The organism is Microbacterium sp. p3-SID336, from assembly GCF_025143365.1.
Lineage (GTDB): Bacteria > Actinomycetota > Actinomycetes > Actinomycetales > Microbacteriaceae > Microbacterium.
Genome location: NZ_JALXPE010000010.1, coordinates 20,404 through 38,153, shown reverse-complemented (window position 1 = coordinate 38,153; position 17,750 = coordinate 20,404). Strand labels below are relative to the sequence as shown.

Genomic DNA, 17,750 nt, shown 5'->3' with positions numbered 1-17,750 from the left:
CCGACCCGCCAGAGGGTGCAGCAATATACTGGAACTCATGCATATCGCCGTCGTGGCCCTGGGAAAGATCGGGCTCCCCCTCGCCGTCCAGTTCGCCAGCAAGGGACACGACGTGATCGGGGTCGACGTGAACGCCGACCTCGTCGACACGATCAATCGCGGCATCGAGCCGTTCCCGGGCGAGGCTGACCTCCAGGAGAGGCTCGCGGCCGTCCTCGCCGCCGGGCGCCTGCGTGCGACGACCGACTACGCCGAGGCCATCCCCGGTGCGGATGCCGTCGTGGTCGTCGTCCCGCTGTTCGTGAACGAGGAGACCGCCGAGCCGGAGTACGGCTGGATGGACCAGGCGACCCGCTCGCTGGCGACGCATCTCACGCCGGGCACGCTGGTCTCCTACGAGACGACGCTCCCGGTCGGCATCACGCGCGGCCGGTGGAAGCCGATGATCGAGGAGGTGTCCGGCCTTCGGGAGGGAACCGACTTCCACGTGGTGTTCTCGCCGGAACGGGTGTTCTCCGGCCGGATCTTCGCCGACCTGCGCAAGTACCCCAAGCTGATCGGCGCGCTCTCCGACGAGGGAGCCGAGCGCGCCGTCGCCTTCTACGAATCCGTGCTCGACTTCGACGACCGACCCGACCTCGCCAGGCCCAACGGTGTGTGGGATCTGCAGAGCGCCGAGGCCGCCGAGATGGCCAAGCTCGCGGAGACCACCTATCGCGATGTGAACATCGGCCTCGCGAACCAGTTCGCCCTGTTCGCCGGTGCGAACGGCATCGACGTGTACCAGGTCATCGAGGCCTGCAACTCGCAGGTCTTCAGCCACATCCACCGCCCCGGCATCGCGGTGGGCGGGCACTGCATCCCCGTGTACCCCAAGCTGTACCTGTCGACCGATCCGGACGCCGACATCGTGCGCACGGCGCGGGAGTTCAACGAGTCCATGCGCGAGCGGCTGGTCGCGCAGGCGGAGGGAATGCTCGGGGACCTCGCCGGGCTGCAGGCCGTCGTCCTCGGCGCCGCGTATCGGGGTGGCGTCAAGGAGACCGCGTTCTCCGGCGTGTTCCCGACCGTGGCCGCGCTCGCCGCGCGCGGTGCCGCGGTGCGCGTGCACGATCCTCTCTACACGGACGCCGAGCTCGGCGCGCTCGGCTTCGAGCCTTATGAGCTCGGGGACGACGTCGACCTCGCCATCATCCAGACCGACCACGCCGAGTATCGCGACCTCGATCCCGCGCGGCTCCCCGGTGTCCGGCTGCTGGTCGACGGGCGCGCCGCGACCGATGCCGAGCGCTGGAAGGGCACGCCGCGCCTCGTCGTCGGCGCCGGAGCCACGGCCTGACGCCCCCGGAGCCCTGCGCTCGAGTCCGCTCGCGCGCGAGCCTGAGGCGGCGGGCGGCGACGGCATGGGGGCAGCGGCCCACGGCGGGGCCACAGGGTCCGCACAGGCTCGCCGTCCCGCGCCGATACGATTGACGCATGGATCTTCTCGTCGTCGGGTCGGGTTTCTTCGGCCTCACCATCGCCGAGCGCGCCGCCGAAGCAGGCCGCAAGGTGACCGTCATCGACCGCCGCCCCCACATCGGCGGCAATGCCTACAGCGAGGCCGAGCCCGAGACGGGGATCGAGGTCCACCGCTACGGCGCGCACCTCTTCCACACGTCCAACGCGACGGTGTGGGAGTACGTCAACCGCTTCACGACCTTCACGAACTACGTGCACCGCGTGTACACCACGCACAAGGGCGTCGTGTTCCCGATGCCGGTGAACCTCGGCACGATCAACCAGTTCTTCCAGGCGGCGTACACGCCCGACCAGGCCCGTGCCCTGGTCCGCGAGCAGGCGGGCGAGTTCGATGCGAAGACCGCCGCCAACTTCGAGGAGAAGGGCATCGCCCTCGTGGGCCGCCCGCTGTTCGAGGCGTTCTTCCGCGACTACACCGCCAAGCAGTGGCAGACCGACCCGCAGAAGCTCTCCGGGGACATCGTCAGCCGCCTCCCCGTGCGCTACACGTACGACAACCGCTACTTCAACGACACGTGGGAGGGTCTGCCCACCGACGGGTACACCGCGTGGCTGGAGCGCATGGCCGACCACCCCAACATCGGGGTGAAGCTCGGCGTCGACTACTTCGACGAATCGCAGCCGCTCAGCAAGAAGGCCACGGTGGGTCAGCTCCCGGTGGTCTACACGGGCCCCGTCGACCGCTACTTCGACTACACCGAGGGTGCGCTCAGCTGGCGCACGCTCGACTTCGAGCAGGAGGTGCTGGACGTCAAGGACTTCCAGGGCACCAGCGTCATGAACTACCCGGACATGGACGTGCCGTACACGCGGATCCACGAGTTCAAGCACTTCCACCCGGAGCGCAAGGAGATCTTCGACGGCGACAAGACCGTCATCATGCGCGAGTTCTCGCGCTTCGCCGAACGTGGGGACGAGCCGTACTACCCGGTGAATACCCCGACCGACCGCGAGGGGCTGCTGGCCTACCGCGAGCTCGCGAAGGGCGAGAAGGACGTGCACTTCGGCGGGCGTCTCGGCACCTACCAGTACCTCGACATGCACATGGCCATCGGGTCGGCGCTGTCGCTCTGGAACAACACTCTCTCCTAGACTCGGAATCGTGAGTCACGCTGCTGTCGGGGCGCCCGGGACGCCCCGGCGCTATCTGCATTCGCTGTGGCTGCTGTCCGCCCGCGACCTCAAGGTCCGGTACGCGACGAGCTTCCTCGGCTACCTGTGGTCGGTGCTCGATCCGCTGGTGATGAGCGCGATCTACTGGTTCGTCTTCACGCAGGTGTTCCACCGCAGCGTGGGCGAGGACCCGTACATCGTGTTCCTCATCGTGGCGCTGCTGCCGTGGGTGTGGTTCAACACCTCGGTGTCCGACTTCACGAGGGCGTTCAAGAAGGATGCGCGGCTCGTGCGGTCGACGGCGATCCCGCGGTCCATCTGGGTCAACCGCATCGTGCTGAGCAAGGGCATCGAGTTCCTGTTCTCGATGCCGGTGCTGGTGCTGTTCGCGGTGTTCAGCGGTGCCACGGTGAACTGGATGCTGCTGTGGTTCCCGGTGGCTGTGCTGCTGCAGACCATGCTGCTGGTGGGCCTCGGGCTGCTGGTGGCACCGCTGTGCGTGCTCTACGCCGACCTGGAGCGCACGACGGCGCTGATCCTGCGGGCGCTCTTCTACGCGTCCCCGGTCATCTACAGCTTCCGCGACCTCCCCGCGCCCTTCGACGTGATCGGGGCCTTCAACCCCCTCGCCGGCATCTTCACGCTCTACCGCGTGGGGTTCTTCCCCGATCTGTGGGACCCGATGCCCATCGTGATCAGCGTCGTGATGTGCGTCCTCATCCTCGCCCTCGGCGTCTGGACCTTCCGGAGCCTCGAGCGCCCGGTGCTGAAGGAGCTGTGATGGCGGCGGCGATCGACGTGCAGGGACTCGGCGTCCACTTCCGGCGCAACCGTCGCGGACGGCGCAGCTTCAAGGATCTGTTCGCCGGCTCCTCCCGGCGGTCGCGCCCCGGCGAGTTCTGGGCGCTGCGCGACGTGTCGTTCACGGTGCAGGCCGGGGAGTCGATCGGCGTCGTCGGTCGCAACGGGCAGGGCAAGTCCACCCTCCTGCGGCTCGTCGCCGGCGTGCTCCTTCCGGACGAGGGGTCGGTGACCGTCAACGGCGGGGTGGCACCGCTGATCGAGATCACCGGGGGCTTCGTCGGCGATCTCACCGTGCGCGAGAACGTGCGACTGACGGCCGGACTGCACGGCATGTCGAGGGACGAGGTCACGCGACGCTACGACGACATCATCGCGTTCGCCGAACTCGCCGGGTTCGAAGAGACCCCGTACAAGCACCTCTCGAACGGCATGAAGGTGCGGCTGGCGTTCTCCGTGGTGTCGCAGCTCGACGAGCCGATCCTGCTCGTGGACGAGGTGCTCGCCGTAGGCGACAAGGCGTTCCGCGACAAGTGCTACAAGCGCATCGACGAACTGCTCGCCGAGGGGCGGACGCTGTTCTTCGTGAGCCACAACGAGCGCGACCTGCGGCGGTTCTGCACGCGCGGCCTGTACCTCGACAAGGGAGCGCTCGCGCTGGATGCGCCGATCGGCGACGTGCTCGACCGCTACAACGCCGACTACGCGGTCTGACGCGCCTCCCCGCCCGGGCGCACGGGCGGGGATCCGACGCGGCTTGCTCCGCGCTCAGAGGCCGACGAGCGTGCGCAGGTTCTGCACGGCGGCGCGGGCCGCATCGATCGCGGACGACGTGTTCCCGCCGCCGGCGATCGCCGTCTGCAGTTCATCGAGCCGCTGGCCATAGGCCTGCACGCCGTCGCGCCAGCTCTGCGCGATGGAGGACGGAGGCTCCAGGTCGGACAGCCACTGCAGGTCCGCCTGCAGGGTGTCGACGATGGGCCCCGCGTCCTGACCGGCGCCGGCAGCGAAGTCGAGGCCTCGCGGGGCGTCGTTGAGCCGCGGTGCCACCTGGCCGCGGAACGCCTCCAGCGTCGGGTCGGCAGCCGGCGGCGGCGTCACGATCGGGGTCTGCGACGGCTGCGGTCCCACCGTCGGCGAGGCGGTCGGGGTGGGCGTGACCGTGGGGGTCGGCGACGCCGTGGGCGTGGGAGACGGGCTCTCCTCCGGCGCGGGTCCCTCGCCGCGCGGGAGGAGGAAGAACAGCAGCGCGCCGATGATCGCGAGCGCAACCACCGCGAGCCCGACGATCAGCCAGACGCGGCCGGTCCGCTTCGGCGCGGGCGGGAGCGGTGCCCAGCGGAGCTCCGGCTGCGGGTCGGTCATCTCAGGCCTCCAGAGGGGTCATCGGCTGCCAGGACCGGTCGCGCCCGATCCTGCCGCCGTCGCGGAGTCCGCGGAACAGGTTGCTGGTCCCGCGCACGGTCCGCTCGACGAACGCCAGACGGATGAGTTCCTTGAAGAACGTCGCGGTCGTGCCGAGGCCGAACAGCACAGGGTTGTAGACGCCGTGCACGCGGTAGTACTGCTTGATGAAGCCGCGGTTGCGCATGATGTAGTAGCGGTAGGCGTTGCTGGACGCGTTCATGTGGCGGATGCCCATGTCCCACTGCTTGATCTCGCGGGTGCGTCGCAGCACGAACTCGTCCACGATGACGGCCGTCGTCCGTCGAGACGCCAGCCAGCCGTACATCTGGTCGTCCCAGTAGATGAAGAAGCGCGGATCGGGCAGGCCGATCTGCTGCACGATCGAGCGGTGGATGAACATCCCCTCGAAGCAGCCGCTGTTCATGTGCTTGTAGCCGGACTCGTCGAACCCGGCCGGTGCGAAGGGGATCGGGATGCCCATGCGCTCGGCGATCCGGTACTGCCAGTAGAACTCGCTGCCGTCGTAGTCGTAGCGGCGACCCTGGATGCTCTTGAAGCGCGGCGCCCACGCTCCCATCCTGGCGAGACCGTCCGGCAGCACCTCGACGTCGTCGTCCATCATCCAGATCCACTCGGAGCCCAGCTCGTAGGCGGTGCGCATGCCCTCGCTGAAGCCGCCGGAGCCGCCCGTGTTGACGTCGAGGCGGCGGTACACGAGCTCGGTGCCGATGTCGTCGCGGAAGGACTCGACCACGTCGGTGGTGTCGTCGACGGAGGCGTTGTCGATCACGACGACGTGACCCGGCTTGGGGTCCATCGCGGTGATGCTGGTGAGCAGGCCGGTCAGCAGGTGCGAGCGGTTGAAGGTGACGATGACGATCGTCGCGGCCGTGGGGTCGAATGCAGCGGGGGCCGCGGTCATGCCTTCTCCTCGAAGATCTGCTGCCAGGAGCGGGGGGAGACGAGCTCGGGCAGGGCCTCCCGGTACTGCGCGCGGAGCTCGGGCCAGCGTCGCCGCAGTTCCGCGTGCAGACGCACGGTCTCGCGCAGCATGCGCCGGTACTGACGGCGGTCGCGGGTGTAGATGTTCTTGCCCGATCCGTCGGCCGCGCTCACGAGCACGCTGTCGAACGCGGGGACCCGCCACCACTGCGCGTCCTCCTTGCCGAACTCGGCCTCCGGCTGCACGACGTTGTCCGGGTGCGGGCGGTGTACCCAGTGCGAGAGGAGCGTGGTCAGGGTGAACCAGCGCAGGCGCAGCCCGGTGGGGTTGTCGTAGTCGTTCTTCGACACCTTCTTGTAGACCTGCCGGCCGCGGCGCGAGTAGAGCACGAGAGACGGATCCCGGTGCACGACCGTCTCCGGGAACTCCGCCGCCAGAGCGCGGGACGCGGGCATAGCCGTCCGGATGTTGCTCCGCATGTGCTCGGGCCCCGACAGCACGTCGCGCAGCGCCTGTGCGCGCAGCGCCACGGGGTAGTACTGCATCATCATCAGGTGCTTGAGGTCGACCCTCCTGCTGTGACGGAGCAGGCGCCCGCCGCGCGGGACGTCCGAGTGCAGCAGGCCCGCGACGATCCGGTTGCGGGCGTGGAAGTAGGCCTGCCAGTCGATCGTGTCGTCCTTGTTGACCCAGGAGACGTGCCAGAGCGCGACACCGGGCATCGAGACCGTGGGGAAGCCGGCCTCGCCCGCGCGGAGGCAGAACTCCGCGTCATCCCACTTGATGAACGCCGGGAGCGACAGGCCGACCGCGCGGATCGCGTCGAGGGGGATGAGGCACATCCACCAGCCGTTGTAGTCGGCGTCCATGCGCACGTGCAGCAGCGAGGACTGACGCAGGTTGGACACGCCGAAGTCGTGCGGCATCTGCTCCTGGTAGAGGTTGCGCCACATGAACGGCACCTCGTCGACGACCTCGGCCCAGCCGTGCAGCTTCGGGCGGTCGAGCAGGTCGAACATGTGCCCGCCCACCAGGACCGGGGTGGTCGCGTACTGGCCGAACACGATCGACCGGCGCAGGGACTCCGGCTCCAGGCGCACGTCGTCGTCCAGCAGCTGCACGAAGTCGCTCTCCGGCCGCTGCAGGGTCTCGTACATGGCCCTGGCGAAGCCGCCGGAACCCCCGAGGTTCGCCTGACGGATCACCTGGAGCGTCTCGCCGAGCCGGCCGGCCACTTCGTCGTAGCCTTCCTGATCGGCGACGAGCTGCGTGCCCTGGTCGACCAGGAAGATGCGGTCGACGAACTCGAGCGCATCGGGGGAGGAGGCCAGCGCGCGCAGCGTCTCGACGCAGTAGTCGGGCTTGTTGTACGTGGTGATGCCGAGCGATGCCTTGCCGTTGCGTGCCGGCTCCTGCTCGGTCGTCCACTCGGCGCCCTCGAGCACCGCGGGCTTCTCGTCGGCGACGATGTCGAACCAGATCCAGCCGCCGTCGCTGTACTGCGTGAGGGCAAGGTCGAACGACGTCGTCGCCTCACCCGTGACCTCGCGGGTGGCCACGCGCTGGCGTACGCCCGCACCGTTCGAGCGGTAGACGAGGATCGTCGCCGGCCCGGTCGTGCGGACCGTGAGCTGCACCTCCCGCACGCTCGTCCAGTGCTGCCAGTACGCGGCAGGGAAGGCGTTGAAGTAGGTGCCGAGGGACACGCGGCGACCGGCGACGATACGGGCACGGTGGCGGCCGAGGATGTTGCCGAGGTGTGCGCGGTTGGAGACGCGGACCGGTTCGTCCTCGATCACGGACCAGGTCTCGGGGTCGGCGTACAGCGGAAGCAGATCGGGGTCGCGATCGAGCGGGAAGACGACGTTCTGAAGGACGTGGGCCACGGGGCGAATCTCCGATGTTGGTGTCGCTGACCGCCGCGGAACGGCGGCGCGCGACGCGACGAGCAGTGAGTAGCCTACCGTCCACCACCTCAGGATCTGCGGAGAGCCTCCCCGTCCGCGTCCAGCCCGGCTGGTTAGACTGACCGCGATGAAGGTACTGATCACCGGCGGCGCCGGCTACATCGGATCGACCGTGGCGACGGCATGCATCGAGGCCGGGATCGAGGTGGTCGTCCTCGACGACCTCTCGAAGGGCCTGCGGGCCTTCGGGGACGGACGGAACCTCTACGTGGGCGACATCGCCGACGCGGCGGTGCTCGATCGGCTGCTGGCGGACCACCCCGACATCGATGCCGTGGTGCACTGCGCCGCTCGCGTGGTGGTGCCGGAATCGGTGGCCGATCCGCTGGGCTACTACGACAGCAACGTCGGCAAGACCATCGTGCTCCTCCAGCGGCTGCGCGACGCCGGCATCCCGCGCGTCGTGTTCAGCTCCTCGGCCTCCGTCTACGCCGGCGAGAGCGGCGAGGGCGTCGACGAGAACGGTGTGCTCGCGCCGGCGAGCCCGTACGCCACCACGAAGGCGATGGTCGAACAGATCCTCGCCGACGCCGCGACGGCAGGCGACTTCCGCGCCATCGCGCTCCGCTACTTCAACCCGATCGGCGCCGATCCGCAGCTGCGCACGGGGCTGCAGAACCCCACTCCGTCGCACGCGCTCGGCAAGATCATGACGGCGAAGGCCTCGGGCGAGCCCTTCGCCATCACCGGGACCGACTGGGCGACCCGCGACGGCTCGGGCCTCCGCGACTACGTGCACGTGTGGGACCTCGCGCTCGCGCACGTCGCGGCCGTGCAGCGCTTCGACGAGGTCGCGACGGCGGACGAGCCGTATCAGGTGATCAACCTCGGCACGGGCGACGGCGTAACCGTGCGCGAGCTCGTGCAGGCATTCGAACGCGTGACCGGCGAGCCGCTGCCTGTCGTGGAGACCGGGCGGCGTCCCGGCGACCAGGCCGGCGCGTTCGCCATCGTGGACCGTGCGGCCGACGTGCTGGGCTGGCGCGCGGAGCGCTCCGTCGACGACGGGGTGCGCGACGCGCTCGCCTGGTCCGAGAAGCTGCGCTCTCTGCGCTGACCCGGCCAGCGGGGAACGGACGCTACTCCTGCGGGCGCAGGGTGGGGATGGCGCCGGTGTGCGCCGCATCGATGTTCTCGCGCCAGGACCGGGACTGACCGGCGCGAAGGGCGCACAGCACGAGCAGGAACCAGCCGGCGCCGACGAGCGTGAAGCTCTCGAACATCGAGTCGACCGCGAGCGTCACCAGCGTGATCGGGGTCCAGGCGTACACGACGGAGCGCCGCACGCTCGCGACCAGCCAGGAGCGGATCAGCGCCACGCCGCCCAGCAGCAGGAACAGGACCAGTCCCGCCGCCCCCAGCTGCAGCAGCACGTCGAAGAAGGCGTTCAGCGCGCTCTGGTGGTGCTCGTCGAGCTGGAAGTTGATGAACGTGAACGGGAACTCGCCGCGCGCCCAGTCGCCGAACCAGCCCCAGCCCGTGATCGGCTTGATGGCGACGAAGTCGAGGATCGTGTTCCACAGGCTCGCGCGCATCGAGAAGTCGGAGCCGGCGTCGAGCAGCGCGATGATCTGATGGCGCAGCGCGAACGCGACCGCGAGGGCGATCGCCACCAGCACGCCCAGCGTCCACTGGACGAGGTTGCGCCGGGATGCCGGTGCGTGTCGCACGATCGTGAGGGCGACCGTCACGATGCCGACGGCGACGGCCAGCACCAGCACGGTCGGGGAGGACGACAGGAACGCCAGGCCGCCGGCGAGCGCGATCGACACGACCGCGAGCGGGGGTTCCACGGACTGCGTGCGCCACTCGATCACGAACGTGATCAGCGCGATCACAGCGATGAAGCCGAGCATGTTGCGGCTGCCGAAGAGGCCTTGGACGGGTCCGCCGGCCGCGAGATCGCCCTGGACGCCGAGGAATGCGAACGGGATGTCCAGGAGGACTCCGGAGAGGATCTCCACGGCGAGCGAGAGCCCGAGCAGCACGCGCAGCGCGTCGCCGATCGCGCGCACCGTCTGCAGAGTGTCGCGGATGTGCCCCACGGTGATCGCCAGGAAGGCGTAGCCGAACAGGGACAGCCACCCGAAGACGGTGTCCGAGCGATCGGTCGTCCACACCAGGCTCACGAGAGCCCAGCCGAGGAAGGCGATGAGCGACGAGGGAGCGATCCGCAGCAGGGAGAGCTCTTCGCGGCGCACCCAGAGGATGGCGGCGCCCAGCACGCACAACAGCGTGACGATCGTGGCGAGCGTGACGGGCGAGGTCATCCGCTCGATCGCGAACGAGCCGAACACGGCGAGCAGCACCGCGAGCGTGAACGCCCTGGCGAACTCCGCCGAGCCGAGCAGCCGGGCGATCGGATGGCCCCCCGTCACGGCACCCGTCACGGCACCCGCCGCTGCGTCGCGCCACGCTCGAACACGAGGTCGCGCTCGCCGACGCCGACCAGCGGCACGGACTTGAGCTTGAACGACAGGAGCACGACGAGCAGCCAGCCCCACAGCATGATCGGCGTGGACTCGGTCAGACCCTGCACGAGCAGCACCACGGTGAACAGGCTCGGCAGCAGTGTGAGCGGAGAGTAGGGGCGCTGCGCGTCGAGGTCCCAGCGCGGGCGGTCGACCGCGAAGAACCAGGAGCGCCACAGCAGACTGCCGTACGCCACCGCCATCAGGACGAGCCCGAGGACGCCCAGCTGCAGCAGCACGTCGAGCCACATGTTGTGCGCGTGGAACACCGTGATCCCGTGATCAACGATCCAGCCGTCGAAGGCGGGGTCGCTCGGGATCCAGGGGCTCGAGAAACCGTTGCCGAACAGGGGATGCTCCGCCACGCGCTGCAGCACGGCGGTCCAGATCTTGTCGGAGCGGCCCGTCAGGTCCGAGCTCCGCCCCAGCAGGGCGAGCAGCGGCTCGCGCAGCAGCCACACGGCGGTGCCGACGATCACCGTCGAGCCGATCGCGATCACGTAGACCCGGGTGCGGGCCCCGGGCGTGCGGGCGCGGCGCATCAGGAGGGCGACGACGAGCACCACGGCGGCGGCGGCGGCGCAGGCGAGCGCGGTCGCGGACGAGGTGCGGACGAGGAAGTACAGCGCCAGCAGCATCCACAGCGCGAGTGTGGTCCGCCAGCGTGCGCGCGCCGCGAACAGCACCCCGAAGGTGATCAGCGCGAAGAGGGACACGATGGCCAGCAGGTTCGCGTTGCCGACGATGCCCTGGATGCGGCCGCCGTCGAACAGGTTGTCCCGCACCCAGTACCACTGCGGGTCGATGTCCCCCTCGGGCAGCTCGACGAAGTTCGGCAGCAGCGGCCCGTGCAGCACCAGGGAGACCCACAGCTCGAGTGCGAGGGAGAGACCGAGGATCCACTTGAACGCGGACGACAGCGCCCTGACGATCTCGTGCCACGTGAGCACGTGCGCGATGAAGAGACCGTTCACGGTGATCGCGGCGAGCAGCACGCCCGTCGCGATCGTCGGACCGCGCCACTGGGACCACGCGACCGAGACCAGCGCGAGCGCGGAGTAGGCGAGCGCGGTCCACGGCAGGCGGCGCCAGCGGAAGGGCTGCGGACGCCGACGAGCGAGCATCGGGATGCCGATCGCGAGCGTGACGAGGGTGAACACGGCGAGCACGACCGCCGCTCCCACCACACCCACCAGGTTGTACACCGCGGAGTGCGCGAAGGCCACGAACAGGACCGCGATGACGTAGCCGCGCAGGAGCAGATGCCCCGTGGACTCGCGCTCGGGCGCGGTGGGCGGGGCGGCCACCGGGTGCTTGGTGTACTGGGCCATCGCGTTCAGGATACCGCGCCGCGCCCGCGACGGCCTGAGCGCAGGGCGGGGCCTACGCTGGGGGCATGCTGCTTCGCCTCACGAACACGCCCCGCGACTACGCATGGGGCTCGGAGACCCTGCTGGCCGAGCTGGAGGGGCGTACCCCCAGCGGTGCACCGGAGGCGGAGGTGTGGTTCGGGGACCACCCCGGCGACCCCGCGGATGTCGAGGGGAACGGCACGCTCGACGGCGTCACCGGGGGCACGCTTCCCTATCTGCTCAAGCTCCTGGCCGCCGCACAGCCGCTGTCGATCCAGGTGCATCCGACGATCGAGCAGGCGAAGGCCGGTTGGGCGCGGGAGAGCGGTCTTCCGCTCGACGACCCGCAGAGGAACTATCGCGACGACAATCACAAGCCGGAGCTCATCGTCGCGCTGAGTGAGCGCTTCGAGTCGTTGAGCGGCCTGCGGCCCGTCGCCGACACGCTGCGCCTGCTCGACGCGCTCGACGACGGCGCGGGTGTGGAGCGCCTGCGTTCGCTGCTGGCCGCGGACGGCGATGGCCTTCGAGACGCGATCGCCTGGCTGCTGGGCGGAGACGCGCAGGCCGCCGTCGACGAGATCATCGCCGCCGTGAAGGCGGCCGCCGCGCGCGAGCAGGCGGGGGAGTGGGGCGTCGCCCTCCACGCGGTGGCCGGCATCGCCGAGACCTGTCCCGGCGACCCCGGCGTCGTCGTGGCGCTGCTGATGAACCACGTGGTGCTGCGCCGCGGCGAGGGGATCTTCCTGCGCGCCGGCCTGCTGCACGCGTACCTCTCCGGGCTGGGTGTGGAAATCATGGCGGCGAGCGACAACGTGCTGCGCGGCGGACTCACGCCCAAGCGCATCGACGTGCCGGAGCTGCTCGCGATCCTGGACACGACGCCCGCCGAGGTCCCGGTGCTGCGGCCCGCCGCCGGTACGGCCGTGACCGAATATCCCGTGCCCGTCCCCGACTTCGCCCTGCGCCGGGTCGAGCTCGACGGTGCGCCCGTCGCGCTCGAGGTGAGCGGCCCCGCGATGGTGCTCGCGACGGCTGGGCGAGTGGCCGTCGCCTCCGCTTCGGGGAAGGAGCTCTCGGTCCCCGTGGGCACCGCGGCCTTCGCCGACGCCGCGGAGTCGGTGCTGCATCTCTCCGGCGCGGGCGAGGCCTTCGTCGCGACCCCAGGCCGCTGATCACCTCTCGCGCGGCGCGCGCGACACGCCGATGAGGCCGCGTGAACCTTCAAGAATCCCTTGAGGGTTTACGATCCACGACTTGACCGGAGCGAATCACACCGGTGTAATTAATGGAGCACGGCCCGCCAGGGGGGCGGTTTTGAAGGGTTGGAGGTCGAGATGACGGGATACCGTTCCGATGTGCCGGAGAACTGGTTCGTCGATCCGGTCAACCTCGGTGTCCCCGGGGTGCGACGGTCCGAGCAGGACGACGACAACGCCCTGGCCTGGCAGAGCGACGCGCTCTGCTCGCAGACGGACCCCGAGGCCTTCTTCCCCGAGAAGGGCGGCTCGACTCGCGACGCGAAGCGCATCTGCACCTCGTGCGACGTGCGCGGCGAGTGCCTGGAGTACGCGCTCAACAACGACGAGCGCTTCGGCATCTGGGGCGGGCTCTCCGAGCGCGAGCGCCGCAAGCTCAAGCGCCGCGCCAGCTGATCGCACGCACGATCACGCCGGCTCCGCTCGGCTTCGCGGGCGCGCCGCGTCCCCTGCCCCGCACCGGCTGGTCCCGCGCATAGGCTGACGAGGTCATGCCAGCCCGAGTTCACGCCATCATCGTCGCGCGCCCCGGCCCCTCGGCCCGCGCGCAGCTGCTCCGCACACTCGACGCCGTGCGCTCCCAGACCCTCGCGCCCGCCGCCGTCACGCTCGTGCTCTGCGGTGACGCGGCGAGTGCACGCGAGAGCGCTGCCGTCGCGAGCACGGTCGAGGGCATCATCGAGGCCCGCTCCTCGACCTCCTTCGCGGAGGCCGTCGACCTCGCCCGCCCGCGGGTGCCGGAGGGGGCGGCGATCTGGCTGCTGGCCCAGGACACCGCCCCGCATCCGCGTGCTCTCGAGCGCCTCACCGGGACCCTGGAGCGATCGCCCTCCGCGGCCATCGTCGCCCCGAAGCTCGTCTCCACGGACAACGACCGGGAGATCGTCTCGCTCGGCGTGAGCATGACCGCGCTCGGACGTTCCGTCGAACTGGCCGCCGGCGAGCTCGACCAGGGGCAGCACGATCGAATGGACGACGCGCTGGGCGCGGACATCCGCGGCATGCTCATCCGGGGCGAGGTGCGCGACGCCCTGCGGCCGGACGTCGCGCTCGCCGGAGCGGACGAGGGGCTCGACCTCGGCGTCCGTGCACGCCTCGGCGGTGGACGTGTCGTCCTCGCCCCGACCGCCCGCGTGTCCGCGGCTCCGGATGGCCCCGCGGCACTGCCGACCGGCCGCTCGCGCCGTGCCTACGTCACCCGACTCGCGCAGTTGCACCGGCGACTCGCCTACGCACCGGTGGCCGCCGTGGCACTGCACTGGCTCTCACTCCTCCCGCTCGCGCTCTGGCGCTCCATCACGCACCTGATCGGCAAGCGGCCTGAGGCCGTGCTTCCCGAATGGGGCGCCGCGCTCACCGCTATGCTGCGCGTGGGTGCCGTCGCCCGTTCGCGCTCGCGCATCCGCGCCTTCCGGACCTCGACGTGGGCGAGCATCGCTCCGCTCCGCGTCACGTCCTCGCAGCTGCGACGCCGGCTCGACGACGGGCACGGCAGCGAGCAGGGCGCCGTCAGCGAGCTCCGTTTCTTCTCGGGCGGGGGTGCCTGGGCCGTGTTGGCCGCCCTCGTCGTGAGCATCGCCTCGTTCACGACGCTGCTCGCGTGGCCCGCGCTCGGCGGGGGCGGACTCCTCCCGCTCCGGCAGACCGTCACGGCGCTGTGGGCGGACGCCGCCTGGGGGCTGCGCGGGCTGGGGGTCGACGTCGTCGGACCCGCCGACCCGTTCGCCGCCGTCGTCGCGATCCTGGGATCGCTCTGGCCGGCCGGGCCGTCCTTCGCCCTCGTGCTGCTGTGGATCCTCGCCCTCCCGCTCGCCGTGCTCGGCGGCTGGTTCGCGGCGACGAGGGTCACCGACCGCTCGGGCCTCCGCATCTTCGCCGGGGTCGCCTGGGCGCTCGCCCCCACGTTCCTCACCGCGCTGGTCGACGGCCGTCCCGCCGCCGTGCTCGTGCATCTGCTGCTGCCGTGGCTGTTCCACACGGCCGTCGTCGCACACCGCTCGTGGGGGGCTGCCGGCAGCGCCTCCCTGCTGCTGGCCGCCGTGCTGGCGTGCGCGCCGTCGCTCGCCCCCGCCCTCGCCCTCCTGTGGCTGGTCGCGCTCGGGATCGTGATCGGCACGGCGCAGTTCCGCGGCGCAGGACGGCTGCTGTGGCTGCCGCTGCCGACCGCCGTGCTGTTCGGACCGCTGATCCTCTGGCAGGTGGCGCACGGCACCCCGCTCGCGCTCCTCGCCGACCCTGGCCTCGTCTGGGCGGGGCCGCAGGCCGGTGCCGATGCCGTGGGGCGTCTCGCCATCGCCACCGGGTTCCCGACGACCGACCTCGCGGGGTGGGCGGCCATCGCCCCCGGTGTCATCGGCGCCTGGGCTCCCGTCCTCTGCGCGCCGCTCGTGCTGCTCGCACTGGCGGCGGCGGTCTCACCGCGCTGGCGTGCCGGCATCACCCTGCTGGTCGTGAGCGTGGCGGGCGTCGCCACGGCCTTCCTCGCGGTGGGCATCAGCGTGTCGTTCGCGCAGGGCACTCCGGTGGCGATCTGGCCCGGTTCGGGGTTGAGTCTGGCCTGGATCGGCGTCGTCGGCGCCGCCACCGTCACGCTCGACACCGCCATCACCCTGCCGCGCCTGCGCGTCGCCGCGACCGCGGTGGCCGCCGTCGCGCTCGCCGTCTGCGCCGTCCCCGCCCTCAGCGCCTTCCACGCCGACCGCTCCCTGCTCGCCAACGGACCGGAGTCGACGCTGCCGGCCTACGTCGCAGCCCAGGCCGCGGGTGATCGGCCGATCTCGACCCTCATCCTCACTCCGCAGAACGACGGCGGACTCGCCGTCGAGGTCGTCCGCGGGGCGAGTGAGACGCTCGGCGCACAGACCACGATGATGTCCACGGCGGTCGAGCCTCAGGCTTCGGACGTCTCGACGCTCGCGGTCGACCTGATCTCGGCACGCGACTTCGACGCGCCGGCGGAACTGGCTGCCCAGGGCATCAGCTACGTCCTGATCGCGGAGGTCCCCGGCGAGGGCGACAGGGCGAGGACGCTGCGCACGGCCTCGATCGCCGCGATCGACCAGCGGGCAGGACTCGTGCATGCCGGCACCACGGATCGCGGCGTGCTCTGGCGACTGGAGGCCGAGGCCGCGGAGCCCGCGTCCCTGACCGCAGCGCAGGAGGGGACGGCACGGCTCGTCGTGACGCTGCAGCTGCTGGTGGTCCTCGCCGCGCTGCTGCTCTCGATCCCGACCAGGGCGTCGCGGCGCGCCGCGAGAGCGCAGTCGCGCATCGTGGGCAGGGCGCCCGAGGAGCCGCTCGTGCTCCCTCGCCATGCGGAGGACCGCGAGCCGCCCGTCGTCGAGGACCCGCCCGTCGGCGCGGTCGAGGACCCGCAGGACGAGCCGGCGCTGAACGACGAGGCGCTGGCGCCCATCGCCGAGCCTGCGCCCGAGCCTGAGCCGGGGACCGAGGCCGTCGACGGGTCCGGCGATGCGCCGCATACCCAGCGCCGTTCCGAGGAGGAGGACCGATGAGCGGCAACCGCGCCTTCCGCGTCGCAGCGACCGGTGCGCGCCTCGTGACCGGGGTGGCCGTCGCCGCCGCATGCGTCGTCGGGGTCGCCGCCGCCGTGCACGCCCCGTGGCCGACCGTGTCGCACGAACCGGCCCAGGAGCAGGTCACGCCGCTCCCCGGCGACAGCGTGCTCGTGTGCAACGGCGATGTGCGCGCGCTCGGGCGGGACTCCTCGGCCCCGCTCGACATGCGGTCGGCGGCCGGGCCGAGCCTCACGGTGGGCGGGACCGCCGGCGACCCCGGCACGGAAGGCCTCGCCGCCCCCGACCTCGCAGACGGGGGAGAGGTGTCCGTGCTCACGGGTGCGGTCGAGGGGCGGACCGCTCCGCTCATCGCCGGTGCCGAGTCGTTCACGCTCGCCGCCGACGACCTGGCCGGATATGCGGCGGCGCCCTGCACCGTGCCCCGACTGGAGTCCTGGCTCGTCGGGGGTGCCGTCGGAACCGGTTCCGAGGACATCGTGGTCCTGACCAATGCGGCGGAGGTCCCGTCCACCGTCACGCTCACGGTCTACGGCGAGTCGCGCGGCGGCCGTACCGTGATCGTCCCCGCTCGCTCCCAGACCGCTCTACCCCTCACGGCGATCGCAGCGGGCAACGAGGCGCCCGTCGTCAAGGTCAGCGCGACCGGCGCCCCCGTGCGGGCCGTGCTGCAGTCCTCGCTCGTACGCGTGCTCGACCCGGCGGGCGCCGATCTGCAGGAGGCGGTGCCTGGACCGCAGCAGAATCTGGTGATCACGGGCGTGCAGACGTTCTCCGCGAACGGGGACGAAGGCGACATGACGGTCCTCCGGCTGCTCTCGCCGGGCGCGCATGCGATGGTGCAGGTCCGCGTCCGCAGTGAGGGCACCACCCCGACGACCGACGAATTCCGCGTGCCGCTCGACCCGGACGTCCCCGCCCAGGTGGCGCTCAGCGGACTGGAGCCGGGGCGCTACACCGTGGAGATCGAGGCGGAGGCTCCCGTGGTCGCCGCCGTCCGCCAGCAGGACGGCTTCGGACGCGATACGGACTTCGCGTGGGTCACACCGGCCCCGCAGATCGACGCGGAGGTCGCCTTCGCAGTGCCGACCGGTCCCTCACCGCGCCTTCAGCTCGCGAACACGACGGAGGAGGATGCGACGGTGACGCTCGAGCCCATCGGCGGCGGGGAGTCGCAGGAGATCACGGTGCCGGCCGGTCAGACCGCTGGCATCGATGTGACCGCCCGCGACACCTATCTGCTCCGCGTCACGGGCGAAGTGCACGCCGCGGTCACGTTCACCGCCCCCGGCGCACTGGCCGTCCTCCCGGTGCCGCCGTCGCCCGGCGTGGAGAAGTCGATCACCGTCTACCCCTGAGCGCGGGGCGGACAGGACGCGG

The 17,750-nt window shown here is 70.9% G+C and carries 14 protein-coding genes; 9 read left to right on the top strand and 5 right to left on the bottom strand.

Annotated features, from left to right (window positions below):
• Nucleotides 1–37: 37 nt before the first annotated feature.
• The 4 genes from M3C17_RS04445 (at nucleotide 38) to M3C17_RS04430 (ending at nucleotide 4,149) form a co-directional block, all read left to right on the top strand.
• The gene (locus tag M3C17_RS04445) at nucleotides 38–1,339 is read left to right on the top strand and encodes a nucleotide sugar dehydrogenase (RefSeq protein WP_259976440.1); all 1,302 of its coding nucleotides are present in this window, start codon (nucleotides 38–40) and stop codon (nucleotides 1,337–1,339) included.
• A 137-nt stretch (nucleotides 1,340–1,476) separates the two neighbouring features.
• Nucleotides 1,477–2,613, top strand: coding sequence for a UDP-galactopyranose mutase (glf, locus tag M3C17_RS04440; RefSeq protein ID WP_259976439.1), 1,137 nt, complete (start codon nucleotides 1,477–1,479; stop codon nucleotides 2,611–2,613).
• A 10-nt stretch (nucleotides 2,614–2,623) separates the two neighbouring features.
• Nucleotides 2,624–3,415, top strand: a complete 792-nt coding sequence (locus tag M3C17_RS04435; RefSeq protein WP_259976438.1) for an ABC transporter permease — start codon at nucleotides 2,624–2,626, stop codon at nucleotides 3,413–3,415.
• Complete coding sequence (locus M3C17_RS04430) at nucleotides 3,415–4,149, top strand: ABC transporter ATP-binding protein (protein WP_259976437.1); 735 nt, start codon at nucleotides 3,415–3,417, stop codon at nucleotides 4,147–4,149. The genes M3C17_RS04435 and M3C17_RS04430 overlap by 1 nt, the downstream gene beginning before the upstream one ends.
• 54 nt (nucleotides 4,150–4,203) lie before the next feature.
• On the opposite strand, the gene M3C17_RS04425 is transcribed toward M3C17_RS04430, so the two are convergent.
• From M3C17_RS04425 to M3C17_RS04415, 3 genes are read right to left on the bottom strand one after another with little or no spacing between them, the layout of a single operon-like run.
• Nucleotides 4,204–4,800 (bottom strand): hypothetical protein, encoded by a 597-nt coding sequence (locus tag M3C17_RS04425; RefSeq protein ID WP_259976436.1) that lies wholly within the window; start codon nucleotides 4,798–4,800, stop codon nucleotides 4,204–4,206.
• A 1-nt stretch (nucleotide 4,801) separates the two neighbouring features.
• Nucleotides 4,802–5,764 (bottom strand): glycosyltransferase, encoded by a 963-nt coding sequence (locus M3C17_RS04420; RefSeq protein ID WP_259976435.1) that lies wholly within the window; start codon nucleotides 5,762–5,764, stop codon nucleotides 4,802–4,804.
• Complete coding sequence (locus tag M3C17_RS04415) at nucleotides 5,761–7,671, bottom strand: glycosyltransferase (protein ID WP_259976434.1); 1,911 nt, start codon at nucleotides 7,669–7,671, stop codon at nucleotides 5,761–5,763. The genes M3C17_RS04420 and M3C17_RS04415 overlap by 4 nt, the downstream gene beginning before the upstream one ends.
• Before the next feature lie 148 nt (nucleotides 7,672–7,819).
• Here M3C17_RS04415 and galE point away from each other — a divergent pair, with 148 nt between their 5' ends.
• A complete protein-coding gene (gene galE, locus M3C17_RS04410) occupies nucleotides 7,820–8,809 on the top strand; it encodes a UDP-glucose 4-epimerase GalE (RefSeq protein ID WP_259976433.1) in 990 nt (329 codons plus the stop codon).
• A gap of 22 nt (nucleotides 8,810–8,831) precedes the next feature.
• Here the strand turns inward: galE and M3C17_RS04405 are convergent, their stop codons facing one another.
• Nucleotides 8,832–10,142 (bottom strand): O-antigen ligase, encoded by a 1,311-nt coding sequence (locus tag M3C17_RS04405; protein ID WP_259976432.1) that lies wholly within the window; start codon nucleotides 10,140–10,142, stop codon nucleotides 8,832–8,834.
• Nucleotides 10,139–11,554, bottom strand: a complete 1,416-nt coding sequence (locus tag M3C17_RS04400; protein WP_259976431.1) for an O-antigen ligase — start codon at nucleotides 11,552–11,554, stop codon at nucleotides 10,139–10,141. The genes M3C17_RS04405 and M3C17_RS04400 overlap by 4 nt, the downstream gene beginning before the upstream one ends.
• Nucleotides 11,555–11,619: 65 nt before the next feature.
• Here M3C17_RS04400 and manA point away from each other — a divergent pair, with 65 nt between their 5' ends.
• From manA to M3C17_RS04380, 4 genes are all read left to right on the top strand, one after another.
• Nucleotides 11,620–12,750, top strand: coding sequence for a mannose-6-phosphate isomerase, class I (manA, locus tag M3C17_RS04395; RefSeq protein WP_259976430.1), 1,131 nt, complete (start codon nucleotides 11,620–11,622; stop codon nucleotides 12,748–12,750).
• 162 nt (nucleotides 12,751–12,912) lie between these two features.
• Nucleotides 12,913–13,230, top strand: coding sequence for a WhiB family transcriptional regulator (locus M3C17_RS04390; protein ID WP_259976429.1), 318 nt, complete (start codon nucleotides 12,913–12,915; stop codon nucleotides 13,228–13,230).
• 95 nt (nucleotides 13,231–13,325) lie between these two features.
• A complete protein-coding gene (locus M3C17_RS04385; protein WP_259976428.1) occupies nucleotides 13,326–16,349 on the top strand; it encodes a glycosyltransferase in 3,024 nt (1,007 codons plus the stop codon).
• Nucleotides 16,346–17,728, top strand: coding sequence for a DUF5719 family protein (locus tag M3C17_RS04380; protein WP_259976427.1), 1,383 nt, complete (start codon nucleotides 16,346–16,348; stop codon nucleotides 17,726–17,728). The genes M3C17_RS04385 and M3C17_RS04380 overlap by 4 nt, the downstream gene beginning before the upstream one ends.
• The last annotated feature ends 22 nt before the right edge of the window (nucleotides 17,729–17,750 follow it).